Origin of the sequence: Pleurocapsa sp. CCALA 161, from assembly GCF_003003995.1 — a bacterium.
Classification (GTDB): domain Bacteria; phylum Cyanobacteriota; class Cyanobacteriia; order Cyanobacteriales; family Xenococcaceae; genus Waterburya.
Genome location: NZ_PVWF01000088.1, coordinates 1 through 19,788 on the forward strand (window position 1 = coordinate 1; position 19,788 = coordinate 19,788).

Below are 19,788 nucleotides of genomic sequence, written 5' to 3' on the forward strand. Positions count from 1 at the left end.
TAGTCAAAATTAATTGTTGGATCTCTTTCAAATAATCTCGTACCATCATATCCGTGGGAAGTATCGTATGAAATGCGTATCGAACTTCCAGTTACATTGATTACGCCTTCATCCCCAGGAACAGTAGTTAGTATAGATTTGCCAAAATCAACATCAAAAATATTCCAATCACCATCTAGTTCTTTATAATCAAGATGATTGCTATTGAGAAAGAAATCTGTCGTAACACAATTACCTTTTGAAGCAAGCAAACATAACAAAGTGCTGCCTAATAGAAACTTTTTTAGAACTTGATACATTATCGTATATGAAGCAATTTAAGGTTATTAACAGTAAACTTTTTTGCGTAAAATTACACTATTTGTCTTAAGATTTTATTCAGAAAGAGCATTTTATTTATAACAAATCATATATCCACAAATTCAACGTCTAACAAAGCATTGAATCCAGGGCTATAAGCAAGACTTTCTACATTTATCTCGATAGTATTTTCGGTAAACGTAATGTCAGATTGTTCTAACCCAAGTGTATTTGCAGTTTCACTAAGAATAACATTTTCAATGGCAGGTATTTCATCAAAAACATCTGTAAATACGTAGCTATTAAACTCGCCAGGTGCAAATGAACCAGATCCTTCATTTTCATCAACTTCAAAGTAAATACTTCCTGTTTCAGTTTCAAAATCAAGATCTATATTCACATCTACAAGAAACAAATCAAGCGTGTTTAATTCCAATGTAGAAAGTTCAGTGTACTCAACCCCATCGTTTATTATAGATGTCACAGGAGCTATGATTGGAGATTCCAAGTCAGGTGTGAATACCTGTAACTGAATTTCAGGTTCTTCATAGTCTTCTGGCACTGGATTAGATCCTAAATCTTCTTCTGTAATGCCGTTAGGATCTTCCTGCTCAGGTTCACCTTCATTTACTGGAGGTTCTACAGTTTCTTCTTCTTCGGGAGCAAGTTCTTCAGTTGATTCTCTATCCTCATCAGCGGGAGACTGTTCAGATTCAAGATCCTCTTGAGAATTTGAAGTCTCTTCTTCTGTAGGTTCTTTAACTAGTTCTTCGTCATCTATAGAATCTTCGGTCACTCCATCTTTTGTGAGGGTAAAAGGAGTTCTTGGTAAAGATGTATCTTGTTCGTTAAGTTTTAAAAGACCAAGAGGGCGCGAAAAGGAAATATCAAAATTTTGATTATCGACATTATCAATAAAATCTGTATCAGTAGGCAAAGAATCATCATTGAACATATTGCCATCTATGTCCACTAAGGAAAAGGTGACACTTCCAACATCAGTGCCAAATATAAGTTCTTCTCCTACTTCTTCACCAGTAGTGACAAGATAAATGTCCCCTAAAGACGTATCGTTTCTAACTGAAATCGCTGCTGATTCAAAAGATACTGTCTGACCATTAATACCTAAAGTAAGATTTGAAACTTGATAAATACCATCATCATTTGACTCTGAATTATCTTCATCTTCCGCATCCGCAGAAAAAGTATAAGAAATTTCGATTTGGGGATTAGAGCCGATAGCATCTTCAAGATTTTGATCTGTAGAAAATATTGTAGTAGATGGAGATGATTCGCTTATGGTTGTTCGGTATGTAAAAGTAATTTCACCATCATTTAATTCTAGTTGGGGCTGTGATTCGGATTCCAATGGCAAAGAAACTATCTGATCTTTAAACTGAGCTTGTTCTATGTTTATCAAAGTATCAGTGCCATCAGCTTGAGTTCCCCTAGCGTGAGTAAAAGTAATAACTCCATTATCATCGATTGAATAATCGTAATTGGCAAAGTCATCGCTAAAAACTGCTGTATCTTCTCCAGCAGAACCATCAAGATTATCGTTACCCGCTCCGCCAAAAATGATATCTTTGCCTATATTTCCTTTGATTGTGTCATTGCCAGTCAGACCAAGCATCAACGCTTCTTCAGATAGCAAGTCTGGATCTCTGTTGTTATCGTCCTCGAAAGCATTTATCACATCGTCGCTGTTCGAGCCATAGTAAATGTTGCCTGGATGAATTCCCGTTACTTCTGTACCGCCATTGGTATCGGGTAGAGGAACATAAAATTTATTTTCATCAGCAGCAAAAACATACGAAGGTGCGTTGAGCAAAGTGGGCAAAAAGCTAATTTGCTCGTTGGTATTAGGAGCATTTTCTGTACCCAAAGCTAGTAATTCTTCTTCGGTAACGTTAAACTCGCTACTAATAATGTCTATTAATTCGCCATCATATACTCTGTAAGTTATGTTTTCCCCGTCGGTAAAACCATTTTGTCTGACTATGCGAATGTTGTTTTCTCCAGCTAAGATGTCTGGTGGCAGAGTTTCGTTAGCAAAGGGAAGATCGTTTTTGATTGTTTGACTCAGAAGTTCTTCAATGGCAACCAACTCATTTTCTTCTGCTAAACCTTCTTGGATAAAAGCTCCCCCAATGACATCATTGTTGGTATCTAGTATTTGAATATCTGTTTGTACAGTGCCTAAAATAATATCCAGCAGTTCATCACCTGCTTCTTTGACTCCATCCCAGATAAGTGATGCACCAACTCCAATCCCAACTCCAATCGCAGCTACTCCAATCACGCTCGTACCTGCAATCCCGACTGAGGCAGCCAATGCTGTTAATACCGCTCCAACAGCAGCAGTTCCAGCATTGTCTATAATAAATTTTCCTACGGTGTATCTTTCTTTTTCAGGGTCTAATGCTACTTCCACTTCTCTAGCCACGAGATTACCTACACCTGGTACTCTTGTTAAAACTTTGAATGTAAGCTTACGTAAGCTGGGACTAAGCTTTTCTACTTCTTTTTTTAGTGCTTTTTGAAATTCATCGACACCACTGCCGATAAAAGCCGAACCCAAAGAAGTATTATCTCCAGTTAGCTCTACGGGAGCAGTAAGATTGTAATATTCGGGATTATAATTTTCAGGAAGCATAAATCTATCAGTAATATTTGTTTGGATTGACTATTCATCTAGACATACGGGCTGCTGCTAATTCTTCTTCTCGTCTTTGGCGTTCTTGTAATGCTTGCTTGCGCTCCCTTTGTTCGATTAGGATTGTTTGATTCATTATTTTGGAGAAAGCAAATGCTTTTCTTGGGGTATAAAGCTCATTTTTTAGTAGATGTAAACAGCATATATAACTATTAGGAATAACAGGATAAATACAAATAAATGCAAATAAAAGGTTTTGATTTTATTTCAATTGAAACAATCAAAATAGTCAGAGGTCAAAACCCCTGACTAAATCGTTCGATTATTACCTAAATTCTCTATCTAGGGAGTTCCATAGGCTCAAAGTCCAGAAAAACCAAAGCCAAGAAAAGCCAGCATCGGGAATAAATAATACTCCCTTCAATACCACTTCTGATATTGCATAGTTTAACCATTCTTCTGGATGCAGTAAGTAAAGACAAATCCAAGGTTCGAGCCAGATTGTATACATTGCTAATCCAAACAAAAACCACATGACTTTATTAACGCTTGGTAGCAGAAATTTAATTCTTAGTAAAATAGCGATCGCTATATATAAGTCTAAGAAAATCGCAATTCCTGAGATAGCTTCAAAGCTAGACGCACCAGCACCATAGAACCAAGGAGAGATAAACCCACCAAGAAAATCTGAAGTTCGTTCGGATAAACTATATTCGCTGGTAGAACCATTAATTTGCTGCATAACATGAGGCATAAGAGTAAAGGATTTATGCAAAATCCAAGTTATCCAGCATTTGAGTAAATTGCTTTTGGGAAAAAGTATCATCAGCGTTAGTTCTGCTCCATTTGCTACTATGCGCATAGTAGAACTGCTGCCAAATCAAGGTAAATTGAATCTGAATAAATAAAAATAAAAGTTTTTTTCAATCGTCAATTATTAATTGAGACGAAAGCAATCCCAAGATCGCACTGGCAAGATACTCGACGAAGATCGGCTTTGCGAAACTAAGCCTGTCGGTTATTAATGGGTTCAAGGATAAAAGAATTGCTATGGGCAACATTGTAAACTCCAATTAAAAATAATAATAATCTCAAGATTGCATTATTTATCTGACAGAATACCAGTCAGTCACAAATTGCTTTACCAGCTCTGGAATATACCCTTTTTCAATTTCATCAAAAGGAATACTATCTGTTGCTCCATAACGACCGTTATCATAGGTAATTACTTTAGTATTTACTCCATCTATATTAATAAATTGGTTGACTTGTACGTCTATTACAAAAATTGACATCAATTCATTAGATTCACATCCAACACTTAGATCTAAAATATGACTACTAGTTCGACCAGTATCGATTGGAATATTATTATCAGCTAAGTACGAATAAACGCTTGAACTTATTTCATTTTCATCTAATCCGAGTTGGCAATCTTCTTTATCAACTTTGATACTTAAGTTATCTATTCTACTCAAGTTTTCTAAAGGTAAATCTTTTCTGCCTGCGAAAGTAGGATTTTGATGAAAAAGCAGTTCTAATCCTAAAAAACAAAGCAAAAAAGCTAATTTTGTTTTACTTTTATTCATATTTAATTTTTTATTGATGGTAAATTATAAAATTTTATCTGATGATGCTTTTGGATAGTTTGGGTATTAGTTATATTTGTTTGACAACTGCTGTAAATCTTTTAGGTATTAATGCTGTAAAACTGAAGAAATTGCCAGAGGCAAAATTTTAAATTACGGGCTAAAACCGTCTCAACTCAAAGACGGCTTCGGCTATTTATTGGTTTAGATTGAGAATTAGTGGAATCTTTCGTTCCTTTCTGTCGCTAGTTTACCAGCAATCAAGATCCTCTCCTGTAACAGCGACAGCAATAAAAGCTATTGCCCCCATCGCTAACTTAGCCAATCCTCCACCATTGCCACTACTTTTTACTTGTGAAGCAATTTTCTTGCCCGCTTCGGCTATTTGAGGAACATGGTTTTCCATAGTTTGTCTCATTTGAGCGTAATCCATGCGTTTTTGAAATTCTTCGATTGAGTTGTAGTCAGACATAATTTTTCTCCAGGTAAATAGTTTTGAGTTTTTGGATTGACGTATTCTTTAAGCTTTTACTTGTTAGTTTTGACAGTCGTAACCGTGACAGTCACCATAAAAGGGATCGATTGGTGCTACGGAAGACGAACCAGACTCATAGCTTGGTGCGGATTCATTGTCGTCGTAGCGATACTGATAATCGTTGGATGAAGACGGTTGATTACTGCTGTCACCACCAAAGCCAAAGACTGTTCCTAGTATTACTAACGCGCCGACTCCACCGACAACAGCCATTTCACTCCAGTTAGGAGTATCGTCTACTCTTTCGGTTGAGGATGCAGAATTGTAATCTTGGTCGTAGGAGTTAGCTAAGGCAGGGGATGCAATGTTAAAGACAACTTGACTTAAAAGGATGGCACTGAGGAAGGTTTTTGCTTTGTTCATGAGAGGTAAAGTCTCGAAGTAATGTTCTCGATTTGTTTAACTGTAACTATGCTACTGAGCTACTCTATACAAAGAAATAGGATGCAAATAAATTCAAATAAATGACTGGATTATTTCCGCAGATCGTATGTCCAGTAAGCGGTGCTAAGTCTTAGACTCTCATCTAAAGAGAAATTGGTAGCAATGATTCGCAGTCCTCTTAGTTTGTCGATAAACTTGGCATAGGATGTGTGCTTTAAGCTTTTATCTAACAACGTCCAAGTTTGGGCTTGAGAATGATACTGGAATTTACCATAAGCTAAAGCCAGTTTAATCATGTCCCAATTGATTGCTCTTTGCTGTAAGCGTCGGTCAAAGTGATTATGGTCTTTGGCAGAGAAGAAGATCTCGATTTGGGGTAGGTTCTGAATAATTTCATCAGAGCTAATTATCTGATGTAGTTGTTTTTGAAATTTCATGGTGTATGCCTTGCTTTACTTAACTGAAGGCATAGTAAAACTGCACCAAAATCAAGGTAAATTGGAGCTAAATAAATATAAATCAGAGTTTCTGAAAGGTTAGATAATTGACTGAGGAGTGTAGTTTCTTAGCTGTTATAGCGATCGCATATTTTACGATCTTCTTCACTAACATTTGGATTATTGGTTAAGTAGTCTTGCACCCAATCACAACCACGAGACATTACATCATCTAAATCTAAACTCCAAAGTTTAACAATTGCTTTTTCACTAGCTGAAGCCAGCATTAAACTATTTGAATTGAATGCAAGATTCAAAATATCTGAACTATGCCCTTTGAGAGTACTTAACAATTCTCCTTCAAGATTCCAGAGATTGATAGTATCATCCCCTCCAGAAGAGGCAATAATTTTTCCCTCTAAAATGAATTCAACATTTCTCACAAACAATGTATGTCCCTCTAAAGTATGGATTAACTTACCTTTTAGATTCCAGAGTTTAACCGTATGATCGTTGCTAGCAGAGGCAATAGTCTTTCCATCAGGGCTAAACACTACTGTATTAATATCATCGGTATGACCTTCTAAGGTTTGAAGTAATTTTCCTTTTAAATCCCAAAGCTTGATAATTTTATCCTCGCTAACAGCAGCAATTATTTTTCCATCGGGGCTAAATGTGATAGGGCTAAAAACCACGCTATTATTCTCATTTGAATGACCTTTTAAGGTTTGAAGTAATTCTCCATTTAGATTCCACAATTTGACAGTTTTATCATTATCAATGGAAGCAATGGTCTTTGCGTTAGGACTGAATATTACACTATTAATTTCATCTAAATGACCTTCTAGGGTGTGAAGCAATTCTCCATTTAGATTCCAGAGTTTGACCGTATGATCGTTGCTGGCAGAAGCAATAGTTTGACCATCGGGGCTGAATGCTATTTTTGCTATAGGATCTGAATGACCTTCCAAGCTATGAACTAATTGCCCTCCTGTATTCCAAAGCTTAACTGTTCCATCGTAACCAGCAGAAGCAATAGTTTGACTATCAGATGTAAATTCAACACTTGTCACATTACTAGTATGACCTTTTAGAGTATGAAGCAATCTCCCTTGCAGATCCCAAAGCTTAACTGTTTTGTCTCGGCTAGCCGAGGCAATAGTTTTTCCGTCGGGACTAATTGTTACATCCAGAATAGAGAAATCATGACCTTGAAGATTTTTTGATAAATCTTTAGTTAAATTCCAAAGTTTTAAAGTGTCATCTCCGCTTGCAGTAGCAATAGTCTGTCCATCAGGGCTAAATGCTATGTCATAAATGTACCAACTATGACCTTCTAATGTATGAAGTGGTTGTCCTTGGAGATCCCATAATTTCACCGTCTTATCATTAACAGCAGTAGCAATAGTCTGTCCATCGGGACTAAATAATACATTGCTAACAGATATTTTAATATCATCCCAATTATGACCTTCTATAGTGTTAAGCAACTCTCCCCGAAGATTCCAAAGCTTTACTGTCTTGTCGTTGCTAGCAGAAGCAATAGTCTGTCCATCTGGACTAAATATAACTTTTTCGACAATATCAGTGTGACCTTCTAAGGTATTTAGAGATTGCCCTCGAAGATCCCATAGCCTGATAGTCTTGTCCCAGCTAGAAGAAGCAATGGTTTGACCATCAGGGCTAAATGCTACATTAGTAACCTCCCAAGTGTGACCTTCTAGTGTATGAAGTAGTTGTCCTCGAAAATTCCAAAGCTTTACTGTTTTATCGCTGCTAGCAGAAGCAATGGTTTGACCATCAGGACTGAATGCTACATCGGTAACATCCCAAGTATGACCTTTTAATGTGTGAAGCAATTGTCCTTGAAGATTCCAAAGCTTTACTGTCTTATCATCACTAACAGAAGCAATAGTTTGTCCATCAGGACTAAGTTTCAAATCGTTGATTATTGCTTGATGAGCTTGAAAAATATTTGATTTTTGATTTTGAATGTCCCAAATTTGTATTTTTCCATCTGTACTAGCCGAAGCTACTATCTGACCATTTGGGCTAAAAACCACTTTTACAACTGAACTATCAGAACCTTTTAACTCGCCGATCATTTTTCCCTGAAGATTCCAAAGCTTAATTGTTCCGTCATTGCTAGCTGAAGCAATAGTTTTGCCATCAGGACTAAACGCGACGCTGTTAACGTCATCAGTATGACCGCTTAAACGATTGAATTCTCCGATCTCATTGAAAGTATTGTGCAAATTACCAAAAAATTTGATTTTGGTATCCAGATTAAATACAGATTCGGCTCTTTCTCCTGTTTTTAGTAGTGTTACAAGTGCATTTAGTTCTTGACCTGAAGACAATAATGCTTCAGAAGAGTTAAGCAGGGCATTGACTTCATTGATTCGCGATCTTTGTCTTTGCCAATAGGCAAGTCCCGCTAACCCCATAGAAATTATTAAACCAATTCCCAAAGTCCAGGAAAATCGTTGTGCATTAATTCTCGCTTTTCTTTCCTGTGCTAATTCTCGGTTTCTGCGTCTCTCTTCTTCTTGTTTTAACTGATCGCATTTCTCAATCGACAAGCCAACAAACTGATTAACTTCCTGGCTTAATTCATCTGCGCGATCGCAATATAGATCCTGATATTTGATTAAACTGGCTTCAGATAGCAGGAAATCATCTTTTTTATCTCTAGGAGTATTGTCCCATTCCTCGGCTTTTTGTTCTAACTCGCGTGTCAGGCGTATTTGGTTGCGGTTGGTATCTAGCCACCAGCGCAGGGTATCCCAATTACGGATTAAGATTTCATGGGCGATTTCTACGGTAGTCTCTCCATCCCTTGACCGATCTTCTAATTCAGCATTGGGCGCATTGTCAGCAAGAGTATTATTATCCAAACCAATTACTAGCAATCGCGCATCGACTAACGCTTTCAAAGTGGAATTAAAAACAGATTGATGTTTGGTTTTTTCTAATTTCTTTTTAGAAACGCGACGACGAGTATCTTCTTTATCTTCCCCTAGCTGCACCAAGTCCTGAAAGATAGTTTGAGCGCATTCTTGTTGCTCTTTGTTCAAGCTATTAAGGGTTTGTTCGGCTTTTTTGCCCAAAATTGCTCCCAATCCTCCAATATTCTCTTGATAGTTGGCTAGGGTTAATTCTCCTGGGGTGCGTTTGCGCCATAGTTCATCTAGGGCGAACTGTAGTAGGGGTAAGCTTTCGGTTTGTAATTCTTGCAGCAGGACATTGACTAATTGATCTTCGATGGTTAAGCCGACTTTTTGGGCTGGTTGTTTTAGTATCTGGCGATATTCGTCTTCTTTGAGATAGGGGCGAACTAAGATGTGAGATTGTCGAAACAGAGGATCGATACTCTGGTTTGCCAAGCAGTCTTTGAGAAAGTCATCCCGTAGAGTAATAATTACTTTAAAACAGTCTGGAGATAAGGCGATCGCCTGAAGGATAAATTCAATAAAGCTATTGCTTTGAGATTTGTGTTTGGTGGTGAATAATTCTTCAAACTGATCGATGACTAATACCGAAATAGTTTGGGGTTGTTGCTGTAACCAGGAAATAAAGGATTCAACCCCTATATGTAAAAATCCTTCAGCTAATTCTGGATCGTTTGATGCTATTGCGGTGGCTAAAGCAGTTAGCGGGTTGTCCCCTGGACGCATGACGTAGGTTTTACAGGGTAGATATTCGCCAAATTGAGGGCTATACAATCCCTCTGCGGTTAATTGGGGTATGACTCCTGCCCTGACTACCGAGGATTTACCGCTACCCGAAGCCCCGACAACAGCTAAGAAAGAATTTGTGGCTAGCTTCTCTAGGATCTCGGCGATTAAAGCTTCTCTACCGTGAAAGAAGTAGGCATCATCTTGGGTGAAAGCCTGCAAACTCTTGTAGGGACAGATATTAAGATCGTATGTCTGCTTGTTGCTGCGTCGAGATTTGGGTAACAGAATATTTATAGCAGTTGAAGAACTATACAGTCCCGCTTTTTGTAGTCTCAATTCCTGGGGAAAGTCGGCTTTTTTTTGTAGCTGTGTAATTAAGGTTGCAGCCCAAAATTGTTTGTCAGCTTCGGCTGCGACAGTCAAAATTTCTACCAGTTGAGGGATCAGCTTTCGATCTGCTTTGGTGCTGGAGGCTGCAATAATACACAAAGATCGGTTGGCATCTGGGTTTAGAATATCTCTGATGTCTGGATAGTTATCTTGCCGTTCAATAACATCAACAATAACGATCGCTTCTTTAACAGGAGAGTTGCGTAATAGTTGACCCAGCCAGTTAAGATTGACTTTACTTTTGGGGTTAATAGCTAAACTGTATTCGGCGCGATCGCTTTTTTCTATTTCACCTGCCAGATATAGTAAAACCGTTTCGTTATCTTTGTCTTGCAGATAGCTAGCGATTGGTTCTGCCAGATTTTTCTCAGTCTTAGCTTCTAAAAAGCAATGTTCGACTGTAAAACCGCCTCGATCCTGAAGCAGTCTACAAAATTCGATATCGGTCAAAGAAGAAAAAAGGCAATCGCAAATTAAAGCTTTACGACTATTAACAGGCGCAACCGCACCAATAATTAAATCTACTTCACCACTACTATCAATTTTGCGCGGATTTTGATAGACATCGATCGGAAATCGCTTGACCTGCTTGGTAGGTTTAATTACTAGTCCCTTGGTAGAATTATTTGCTGCTTCAGTAGTAACGGGATGTTTTTTTAACTCTAAATATTCAGCGATATTGTTTTTAACATAGTCAAATAAACTATTAACCCCAATTTCTCCCTCAGCATTGGCTGCATTTCCCTGCAATCCTTTAATTAGGGAATAGGTAAATAAGCCGTGTCCTAATTCATCAAACTCCCAAGAACGTTCCGTTTTATCGCAAGACAACACGGCATAGAAGTTTTTTCCAGGTCTAGTTTGTTGAGATTCCTGGTTTAGGGCAGCAATTATTTGACCATTAGGGTTATTGGGTTCGCTGTTAATTTCTGCTTTAGCCTGACAAGCATCCAACCAAATAAGCTGATTTTGGGCGGGAGAATTTCTTAATTCTTCTAACAGGCGATCAAGTTTTAATCCCGTTTCTGGATCGAATGATAATGTATTGTCCGATTCATGTTTAATTACTTTAGTGTCAGTTACACCCAACACTGCTCGATTGTCCCGATCCAATTCTCCGTGTCCTGAAAAGTAGAATAAAATTGTATCTTGCGATCGAGCCAATTGAAACTTTTTAATACTGGCAAGAACTGACTCTAAGTTTGGTGTTGTTCCTCCATCATGAAGAGCAATAATTTCAGCTTCTTTAAATTGTTTGGTAGCAATAGTTAAAGCTTTTGCTAATTCTTTACAGTCATTAGCACAGTATTTCAGGTTAGGAATAAAACTATCTTGATAATAGTTTACGCCAACTAAAACCATCCAGAGTTTTGCTGTTGATAGTTGCTTGCTAGATGTGGTGGGCATTGATGATTGCGACTGGCAGGCAGAAGGAAGAGTTGTTGAAAGTAGTTTGTTTTAGAAAGTGCGATCGCGACTTAATTTGATAAGTTAATAACCATCGCAAATTTTTCTATCTTCCTCACTGACATTGGGATTATTTTCCAAGTAATCTCGCGCCCAATCACAACCACGAGACATCACCTCATCTAAATCTAAACTCCAAATTTTTATTGTTCCATCTTCACTACTAGTAGAAGCAATGGTATTGTTAGCATAATTAAAAACTACATTATCGACTTCACTAGTGTGACCTTTTAAGGTTTGTAGTAGTTGACCCTGATAACTCCAGAGTTTGATTTCACCATCATCACTTGCTGAAATAATTATCTTTCTATCGCGAATTAATTCTACATCTTTTATGAAACTAGTGTGACCTTTCAAGGTTTTTAGTAATTGACCTTGAAAACTCCAGAGTTTTATCTCATTATCATTGCCAGCAGAAACAATTATCTTTTTGTCAAGAATAAATTCCATATCTTTTATGCTATCTCTACTATTATTTTTAATAGTACTTATCAAATCTCCTTGTCTATTCCACAATTTAATTACTTTGTCTTCATTTTCATTTGAAGAATCTAGTCGAAAATCAGCGTCATCGAAGGCTGCAATAATTTGACCATCAGAACTAAATATTACTCGATTAATATCATTATTATGGCTTTGCAATGTATTGAGCAATGTTCCATTTGAATCCCACAATTTAACTGTATTGTCTCTACTAACAGAAGCAATAGTTTGACCATTAGGGCTAAAGATTACTTCATCAACATTGTCAGTATGTCCTTTAAGAGTATGAAGCAATTCTCCTTTAAGATTTCGCAACTCTATCTTGTTACTGTCTAAATTACGATGAGAAGTCTCTAAAGTATTAAAAGCTTTATATCTTCTCAAACTTTGGAATGTAAAAGCTATAATCTGACTATCAGGACTAAAATATACACTTTTTATTTTCTGAGAACGAACTCTAATAGCACGAATTATTTTTCCGCTGGTGTGCCATAATTCTACTCTTCCGCTAGTACCAATAGAAGCAATAATGTTGCCATCATCACTGAGTACTATGTCATCTATGTCTTGAGATTGAGTTATCAAAGAGCTAAGAAATCGCCCCTTGAAATCCCATAATCTAATTATTGCATCATCATTTTTGGCAGTAGCTATAATATTCTTTTTGGTATTTAACGCAACTAACCCTCTTTTTCTTGCGTCACTCTCAAAGCTATCAACTGTTATAGTTTTAAGTAGTCTATCTCTGAGATTCCATAGTTTAATTGAGTCACGAGCATTAATAATAACTTTGCTGTCGGGAGTAAATACTATATTATTAGCACGTTTTATATAACCTTCTAAATCAGAAAACAAATTTTCTCGACGGTTCTTTTTGATTTTGACTAATCTAGTATCCCCTGTCACGTCACTATAACCAATAGTTTTTCCATCAGAGCTGAATATTACACTTTCCATGTTATCTGGATAGCCATCAATTATATCAAGCGATCTTCCGCGAAGATTCCAAAGTTCTACAGTACCATCGTAACTAGCAGAAGCAATCATTTGTCCGTCAGGGCTAAATGCTACACTGTTAACTTGATCGGTATGACCTTCTAGAGTATGAAGTAATTGTCCTTCAATATCCCAGAGTTTGACTGTTTTGTCATCACTGGCAGAAGCAATAGTTTGTCCATCAGGGCTAAATTCTATGTTATTAACTTGATCAGTATGACCTTCTAGAGTATGAAGTAACTTCCCTTCGATACTCCAGAGTTTGACTGTATTACGTTTATTAATACTAATAGAAGAATCAATAGTAAGACCATTGCGAAGACGAATTTTCTCATCATCTCTAGAAACAATAATTTGTCCGTCAGGGCTAAATTTTATTTCACCAATACCTTCATTATTTTTTAATGTATTAAGTAATTGCCCTTGTAAATTCCATAATTTAATTGTCTTATCATTACTGGCAGAAGCAATAATTTGACCATTAGGGCTAAACAATACTCGATTGATGTAATCAGTATGGCTTTTCAGCGTTTGTACATGAGAAGGTTTTTTCTTTAAATTCCATACATTCCATAATTTAATCGTATTATCATCGCTGGCATAAGCAATAGTTTGTCCATCAGGGCTAAATTCTATATTACTATCACTGGAAAATCTATCAGAAGTTTTCAAACTATAAAGTAGTTTACCCTTTGTATTCCATAATTCAATCTTTCCTCCATGATCGATAGAAGCAATAATTTGACCATCAGGACTAAGTGCTATGTTTCTAATTCGCTCGGTTTGGCTTTCCAAACGATTATATTCTTTAGTCTGATAAAAAATATTCTGTATTAAACCCAAAGCTTTAAGTCTAATTTTGAAGTCAAGCCCAATTGAATTTTTTTCGATGAGTTTTCCTGCTTTCAATGCCATAATTAGCGCATCAAATTTTTGATCGGATGCTAAAAGTGTTTCAGCATTGTTATTAAGAGCATTTATCTCATTACTAGTCGCCCTTCGCAATTGCCATAATGCAGCACCAACTACCGTTGAAACTACTGCTATTACACCTATCAAACCACCAATAAGCTGACGTTGACGGCGTTTTGCTAACCAATCAGCCTTATCTCTCGCCTGAATACTGTCATCTATAAAGCGATCGCTCAGTTCAGAAAGCTCATCGGCATATTTGACATAAAACTCTTCGTATTTTGCCAATGCACCTTTAGACAACAAGAAACCATCCTGTTTGCCATTTTGTTTCCATTTGCCAGCACTCTGATTGATTTCTCTGATTAAACGATACTTATCCCGATTATCTTTTAACCAACCTTCTAAGGTTTTCCAGTTATTAATCAAAATTTCGTGGGCGATTTCAACCGTATCTTTGTCTCGAACGCTGGTGTTTTCTCTAACCTCATCAGCTACAGCTATAGCATTTGTGCGATCGCTTTCAGTTGCCACCGAATTATTTTCTCCACTGACTACAATCAATCGTGCATCAACCAACGCCTGTAAAGTATCGTCTAGAGTATTCTTGTACTTATTAACCCGTAAGTCTGATTTCAATAAGCGACGGCGAGTATCTTTGTGAGTTTTGTCCTGTTCTTGAGCCAGATAAACTAAAGAGAGAAAGATTGACTGGGCGCATTCCTGCTGGAGTTCGTTCAACCTTGTATAGGTTGCTTCTGCTTTGTCGCTAAGAAATTGACCCAATCTACCAATGTACTGCTGATAGTCTTTGAGGGTTAATTTTCCCTGACTGCGTTTTTGCCAAAGTTCTTCTAGGGCATACTGCAACAGAGGTAAGCTGCCGTCTTTTAATTCTTCCAGCAGAACAGCCATTAAACCTTCTTCTACTTCTAAGCCTACTTTTTGGGCTGGTTGGGCAATAATTTGACGGTATTGTTTGTCTTCCAAACGGGAAGACTTTACTGGTACTAATATTTCATTTTGCTCCATCAAAGGAGCTATTTCGCTCAGGTTCAAGCATTCATTAATAAAATCACCCCTAAGAGTGATAATGACCTTAAAACAGTCTCCAGCTTGCTCTACTGCTGCAATAATGAGTTTAATAAAGTCAATTCTTTCTTTTTCAGGGGTGAGGGTAAACAATTCCTCAAACTGATCGATCGCCAAGACTGATATAGCTTGGGGTTGTTGGCGCAGCCAGTCTACAAACCCCTTAACCCCAGCGTGTAATATTCCTTCTATTAGCTTGGGTTTGTTGGGGGAGATTGCTTTTGCTAAAGCAGTAAAAGGATTATCCCCAGGTAACATCACCCAGGTTTGACAAGCTTGAGTCTGTTGTGACTGGGATGTATTTAAACCATTTGCTACTAACTTGGGTACAACTCCTGCCCTGACTACCGAAGATTTACCGCTACCCGAAGCCCCCACTACAGTTAAGAAAGAATTAGTCTTTAGTTTCTCGATGATTTTGGCAATCAGTTCTTCTCTACCATGAAAGAAGTAAGCATCATCTTGGGTAAAAGCCTCTAGACTCTTGTAGGGGCAAACTTCAATGTCAAATACTCGATTGTCAGAACGCTGTACTTCCACTGAAAGAATTTCAATAATTCCTACCGTACCCCACCAGCCTGTTACTTCGATGTCGGGTTGTTCTAGCGACCATTTTTGTAATGGACTAATTAAATCCGTAACCCAAAATTCCCTCTCGGTTTTGGCTGCGGTTTCTATAGTAGTTACTAATCGAGCTAAGAATTTGCGATCGCTCCCGTGAGAAGTCGCCTCAATTAAACACAAAGGCAGATCGTAATCAAGCTGCAAAATTGACTCCAAGCTAGGGGTAGTCTCTGTAGCTTTGGTAATGTTGGCAATTACTACAATTTCTTTGACGGGAGAAGCTTTTAGCTCTTTAGCCAGCCAGTTTAGGTTAATTCGATGCTGCGAGTCACAAACCAAGTCGTAAGTTTGATCGGCAGTAGATTCTATCCTTCCCGATAAGTACAAAAGAACCGTTCGGTTATCGGCTGCTAAATACCTAGCAAGATCCTGCTGAAGCTGCCACGGCTGTCTATCCCGTAGATAACGATACTCGACTGCAAAATTACCCTGAGCCTGGAGTAGTTTACAAAGTCTGATAGTAGCTTCGGAATTGGACAGGCGATCAATAATCAAAGCCTGACGATTGTTTGTTGGTGCTGCTAACCCAATCAGAAATACTAACTCTCCTCCACCTTTAACGATACGTTGGGGAGTTTGAGAAGCATTTGCAGGTAGCCGTTTAGTTTTTGGTGGTGGGGAAGATTGTTTTATCTGTTGGACATTTATCATCATCCCTTTGGACAAAGTTTCAGCAACAGGATTCTTTTTATCTTCAATAATGCGCGATGTAATGCGTTCTACATAGTTAAACAACCCATCCGCATCAATTTGTCCTTTAGAGTTGGCAGCCTTACCCCGCAAACCCTCAATCAGACAGAAGGTAAATAAGCCGTGTTGTAATTCCTCAATTTCCCAAGAACGCTCAGTGCGATCGCAAGAAAGCATCCCATGAAAGTTTTTACTTTTTTCAGCCTGCTCTTTCAAGGCTGCCGATAGTTGTTGGGTAGGATTGTGTTTAATCTGGTTATCTGGCTGCTGTTCTCTTTCCTGACAGGCATCCAACCATACAAGCTGACGCTGCGCTTGACATTGGCTAAGTTCGTCTAACAGAAAGTCTAGCTTTAATCCCGTTGCTGCCAAATCATCTAGCCTAGTGTCGGCAACACATAACACTGGTCGATTATTGGTATCTAGATAACCATGTCCCGAAAAGTAGAACAGAACCGTATCTTCGGGCTTGGCAAATCGAAACTGTTGGATGCTGTTGATAATCGGCGATCGCTCTGGTAACAGATTACCGCCATCATAAAGAGAGATAATTTCTGTCTGTTGAAACTGCCCTGTTGCTATTTCTAAAGCTTCTGTTAGCTCTTTGCAGTCATTGGCGCAATATCTGAGATTGAGGATTTTGCTATCTAAATACCGATTGACTCCGACTAAAACAATCCAGAATTTAGCCGTACCTTGTTTAAACTGTTGCGTCGTAGTTACTGTAACTGACATTGCCAACCTGTAATACCTAAATAATATCTACCAGAAAAAAACCATTAGCAGGGCAAAGATACTTAAAAAATCAAGATTTCTCGTTGATAGTTGTCGGGTAGCGGTTCGATTTCCCAAACTACAGTCGTTTCTGGCTGCAAAACTACATCTATATAAAGCCTCTGCTGTGCTTTAGTTGCTACCGCTTCAGCTTCACTCAAAGATCCTCTAGACTCAGTAGCTAGCCTCAACTTGAATCCTCCAGGAACTAATCCTCCTTCTCGTTTGTTTTGTAGCTGAAATCGCCAACCATTAGGAACGGTATCTCGGCGATCGATAATGTTTAGTAAATATTGTTGTCCGACTATTTCTAATTGACGTGATGGTAGCACTGATAACAAGGTATTGTTTTTAGATAACATAAAGTAGAGAATATGTTTGAAAATTTATTATTTAGATAAGTAGTTCTCAATGACATAGAGTAAACAGCAAATAGCTATAGCTATTCCCTAACTACTATTTTTATCTTTATCAAAGAGAACTACTAGATTGAACAGAACAATTGAGAACTGTCTTGAATATACTATGCAAGAAAAAAATAAATTAAAATCAAATAAAAACTAGCATTTAGTTGAATTAACTTGGCAAAAATATTTTGAATAAATATAGAATACAATTAACCTAAATCAACAAATATAATTATAAATAAATTAAAATAAATAACGATTTAATAGCTATGTTTGCTCTACAATAAAAAGCGAAAAACCAAAGCTACTAAATATGAAAAGCTTAGAAAAAGAATTTTTAGAATACATAGCAGAACAAATTTTTCCTGGTAACGTGCATCCAGAATCACAATATTGGACTTTTCGGGAACGCTTTAATCCTAATAACTATACTCTCGAAAATGTTGAGATAGCTGAGGGGTTACACCAAATGCATAACGAATATCGTGAGTCGGGTATCAATCAGCATATCAAAGAGGTAATCAAAAAAATCAATCGCGTCTTCGGCAATGAATTAGCTAATGACGGTATCTCCGCAGATAGGCTCGGTTTAGGAGATAAAAAAGGAACGCCAGGAAGAAAAAAATCTCAAAAAGAAAGTCCCTGGCAGATTATCTATCAGTGGCTGTGGAATATTAAATATCCTCGTTGGTCGCAAGACTATATTTGGGATAGCTGGAAAAATCGGGCAGAAAAAAGCAGAGAATGGATTCAGTTTAGCGATCGCGAGGAAGAATATGCTGCTAAAGCAATGGTAATACCAGCACCTAAACCAAAAGAAACTCTTCCTGTCGATACTCCTTTAAATTTAGCGATTAATCTAAACCTTCCAGGAAGCTACATCTTATTGTTCAATCGCGGACGAGATAAAAAGGAAGATAAAGTCACTAAATATTTAGTCGCTCCCTCTCAAGCTTTTGCACCTAGTTACGAACTGTCATCTGAAGCCACCCTAATGCCTCAAAAAGACTCAATGATGCACGAGTATGGCATCAAATTTGATGCAGAGAGTGAAGAAGAATATATGGGTATTGTCATCGACGATCCTTTAGATTTACCCTGGCTTAATCCCGATCTAGAAAATCCCGTTTTAGAATGGAAAGGAGAGCATTTGAACGAATTGTGGGAGAAACTACATCGCCGAGGCAACTGGCAAGTATTTTATCGCGATTTTAAAGTAGTAGCGTAATGTTAAATTAATACGCTCATGATAATTATACAGTTGAGTTGTGCAACGCATCCATAAAAAGACTTTTAGTCTTAAAGTAATTCTCTGGTTTTTCTCCTGGTTAGTAGCATTTCTTACCACAACATTAACACCGCCATCGTGCAGCTTCTTTGACTTTTAATGCTAGGCTGTTCCAGTTATCGGGGTAAAGACTAGTATCTACAGGCATTGATAAAAAGCGATCGCTCTTGATGAATTTATCTTACCGTAAAAGGCGATCGCCCCACCATGACTACCATTCTATTTGAAACCATTACGGCAGCAGTTCGAGCTTACAATACTCTTCAATCCATGATTGATGTGACTCTAAATTGTAACGCTATTACCTACAATGAGATAGACGAAGAGTTAGTAAGATGGTCAGTAAGAGATCGCTACTACCAAGTAGGAGCTAAAAGAATATTTAATATTTATCTTAAGCAAAGACTGATTCTGCTAGTTGATGATGATCCTAATTTGCTTCTTCTCGTAGCCGATTATCTAGATTACAACGGTTTAAAACCAATTACTGCCGAATCTGGAGAGAAAGGTTGGAAGGTATATTGTAAAAATAAGCCTGATGTCATTGTATCGGGGATTTCTATGGAAACAATAGATTCTGGCTATAAACTACTTCGACGAGTTCGAGAACGAGAGCGCGAGCGACCTTTTATTTTCGTTTCTAGTCAAATAAGCATTCCTGGTAAAAGAGAAACAGCAATGGAGCTTGGGGCAAATATTTGTTTTCGTAAACCTTTCGAGCCTGAAGAATTACTAACAGCAATTGAAACACTTATTCGGGTTTAAAATCTATGTTTTGGCATTGGTCACAAGTTAAGGAAATCAAAAAAAAGTCAAGCGAACTTAAGAATTGTGCGAAACTCATAGAGAATAAGCAATTGAAGGATTTTGTTTCTCTATGGGCAAGAGTAAAAAACTCAACTTAATTGTTTACCTCTATACGATAACAAAAATGTTATCAGAAAAACGATGATTTCTAAATACAAATTTGGTTTTCGGGCGATCGCCTGAATTATTTCTGTTTAAATTACCTAAAATTGCCTCAAAATTGCCACGTAAATTGTTCGTTTGTCGGGCGAGGGTGCTAATCATAAAAACCACATTT

The 19,788-nt window shown here is 37.6% G+C and carries 12 protein-coding genes; 2 read left to right on the forward strand and 10 right to left on the reverse strand.

The window, feature by feature from the left end:
• The 10 genes from C7B62_RS18150 to C7B62_RS18195 all read right to left on the reverse strand — a co-directional run.
• Positions 1 to 251: hypothetical protein (locus tag C7B62_RS18150; RefSeq protein WP_146132136.1), on the reverse strand; the 251-nt coding region annotated here is incomplete at its 3' end.
• Between the two features lie 155 nt (positions 252 to 406).
• On the reverse strand, positions 407 to 2,956 hold the full coding sequence (locus tag C7B62_RS18155; protein ID WP_106240158.1) for a hypothetical protein: 2,550 nt from the start codon (positions 2,954 to 2,956) through the stop codon (positions 407 to 409).
• 325 nt (positions 2,957 to 3,281) lie between these two features.
• Positions 3,282 to 3,818 carry a hypothetical protein gene (locus C7B62_RS18160; protein ID WP_106240162.1) on the reverse strand — a complete coding sequence of 179 codons (537 nt, stop codon included), beginning with the start codon at positions 3,816 to 3,818 and terminating at the stop codon, positions 3,282 to 3,284.
• A gap of 244 nt (positions 3,819 to 4,062) precedes the next feature.
• Positions 4,063 to 4,545 (reverse strand): hypothetical protein, encoded by a 483-nt coding sequence (locus C7B62_RS18165; RefSeq protein WP_106240165.1) that lies wholly within the window; start codon positions 4,543 to 4,545, stop codon positions 4,063 to 4,065.
• Positions 4,546 to 4,795: 250 nt separating this feature from the next.
• On the reverse strand, positions 4,796 to 5,017 hold the full coding sequence (locus C7B62_RS18170) for a hypothetical protein (RefSeq protein WP_106240169.1): 222 nt from the start codon (positions 5,015 to 5,017) through the stop codon (positions 4,796 to 4,798).
• Positions 5,018 to 5,080: 63 nt separating this feature from the next.
• Complete coding sequence (locus C7B62_RS18175) at positions 5,081 to 5,443, reverse strand: hypothetical protein (RefSeq protein WP_106240172.1); 363 nt, start codon at positions 5,441 to 5,443, stop codon at positions 5,081 to 5,083.
• 110 nt (positions 5,444 to 5,553) lie between these two features.
• Entirely contained in the window at positions 5,554 to 5,901 is a 348-nt protein-coding gene (locus C7B62_RS18180) for a hypothetical protein (RefSeq protein WP_106240175.1), read from the reverse strand.
• 128 nt (positions 5,902 to 6,029) lie between these two features.
• Positions 6,030 to 11,378 carry a caspase family protein gene (locus C7B62_RS18185; protein ID WP_106240178.1) on the reverse strand — a complete coding sequence of 1,783 codons (5,349 nt, stop codon included), beginning with the start codon at positions 11,376 to 11,378 and terminating at the stop codon, positions 6,030 to 6,032.
• A gap of 84 nt (positions 11,379 to 11,462) precedes the next feature.
• Positions 11,463 to 16,970: a caspase family protein gene (locus C7B62_RS18190; RefSeq protein ID WP_106240182.1), complete on the reverse strand. Its 5,508-nt coding sequence runs from the start codon at positions 16,968 to 16,970 to the stop codon at positions 11,463 to 11,465.
• A 62-nt stretch (positions 16,971 to 17,032) separates the two neighbouring features.
• Positions 17,033 to 17,371, reverse strand: coding sequence for a DUF1822 family protein (locus C7B62_RS18195; RefSeq protein ID WP_199194263.1), 339 nt, complete (start codon positions 17,369 to 17,371; stop codon positions 17,033 to 17,035).
• Between the two features lie 358 nt (positions 17,372 to 17,729).
• Here C7B62_RS18195 and C7B62_RS18200 point away from each other — a divergent pair, with 358 nt between their 5' ends.
• Together C7B62_RS18200 and C7B62_RS18210 are read left to right on the forward strand one after the other, a co-directional pair.
• A complete protein-coding gene (locus tag C7B62_RS18200) occupies positions 17,730 to 18,644 on the forward strand; it encodes a hypothetical protein (protein WP_106240186.1) in 915 nt (304 codons plus the stop codon).
• A gap of 267 nt (positions 18,645 to 18,911) precedes the next feature.
• A complete protein-coding gene (locus tag C7B62_RS18210) occupies positions 18,912 to 19,469 on the forward strand; it encodes a PleD family two-component system response regulator (protein WP_106240191.1) in 558 nt (185 codons plus the stop codon).
• The last annotated feature ends 319 nt before the right edge of the window (positions 19,470 to 19,788 follow it).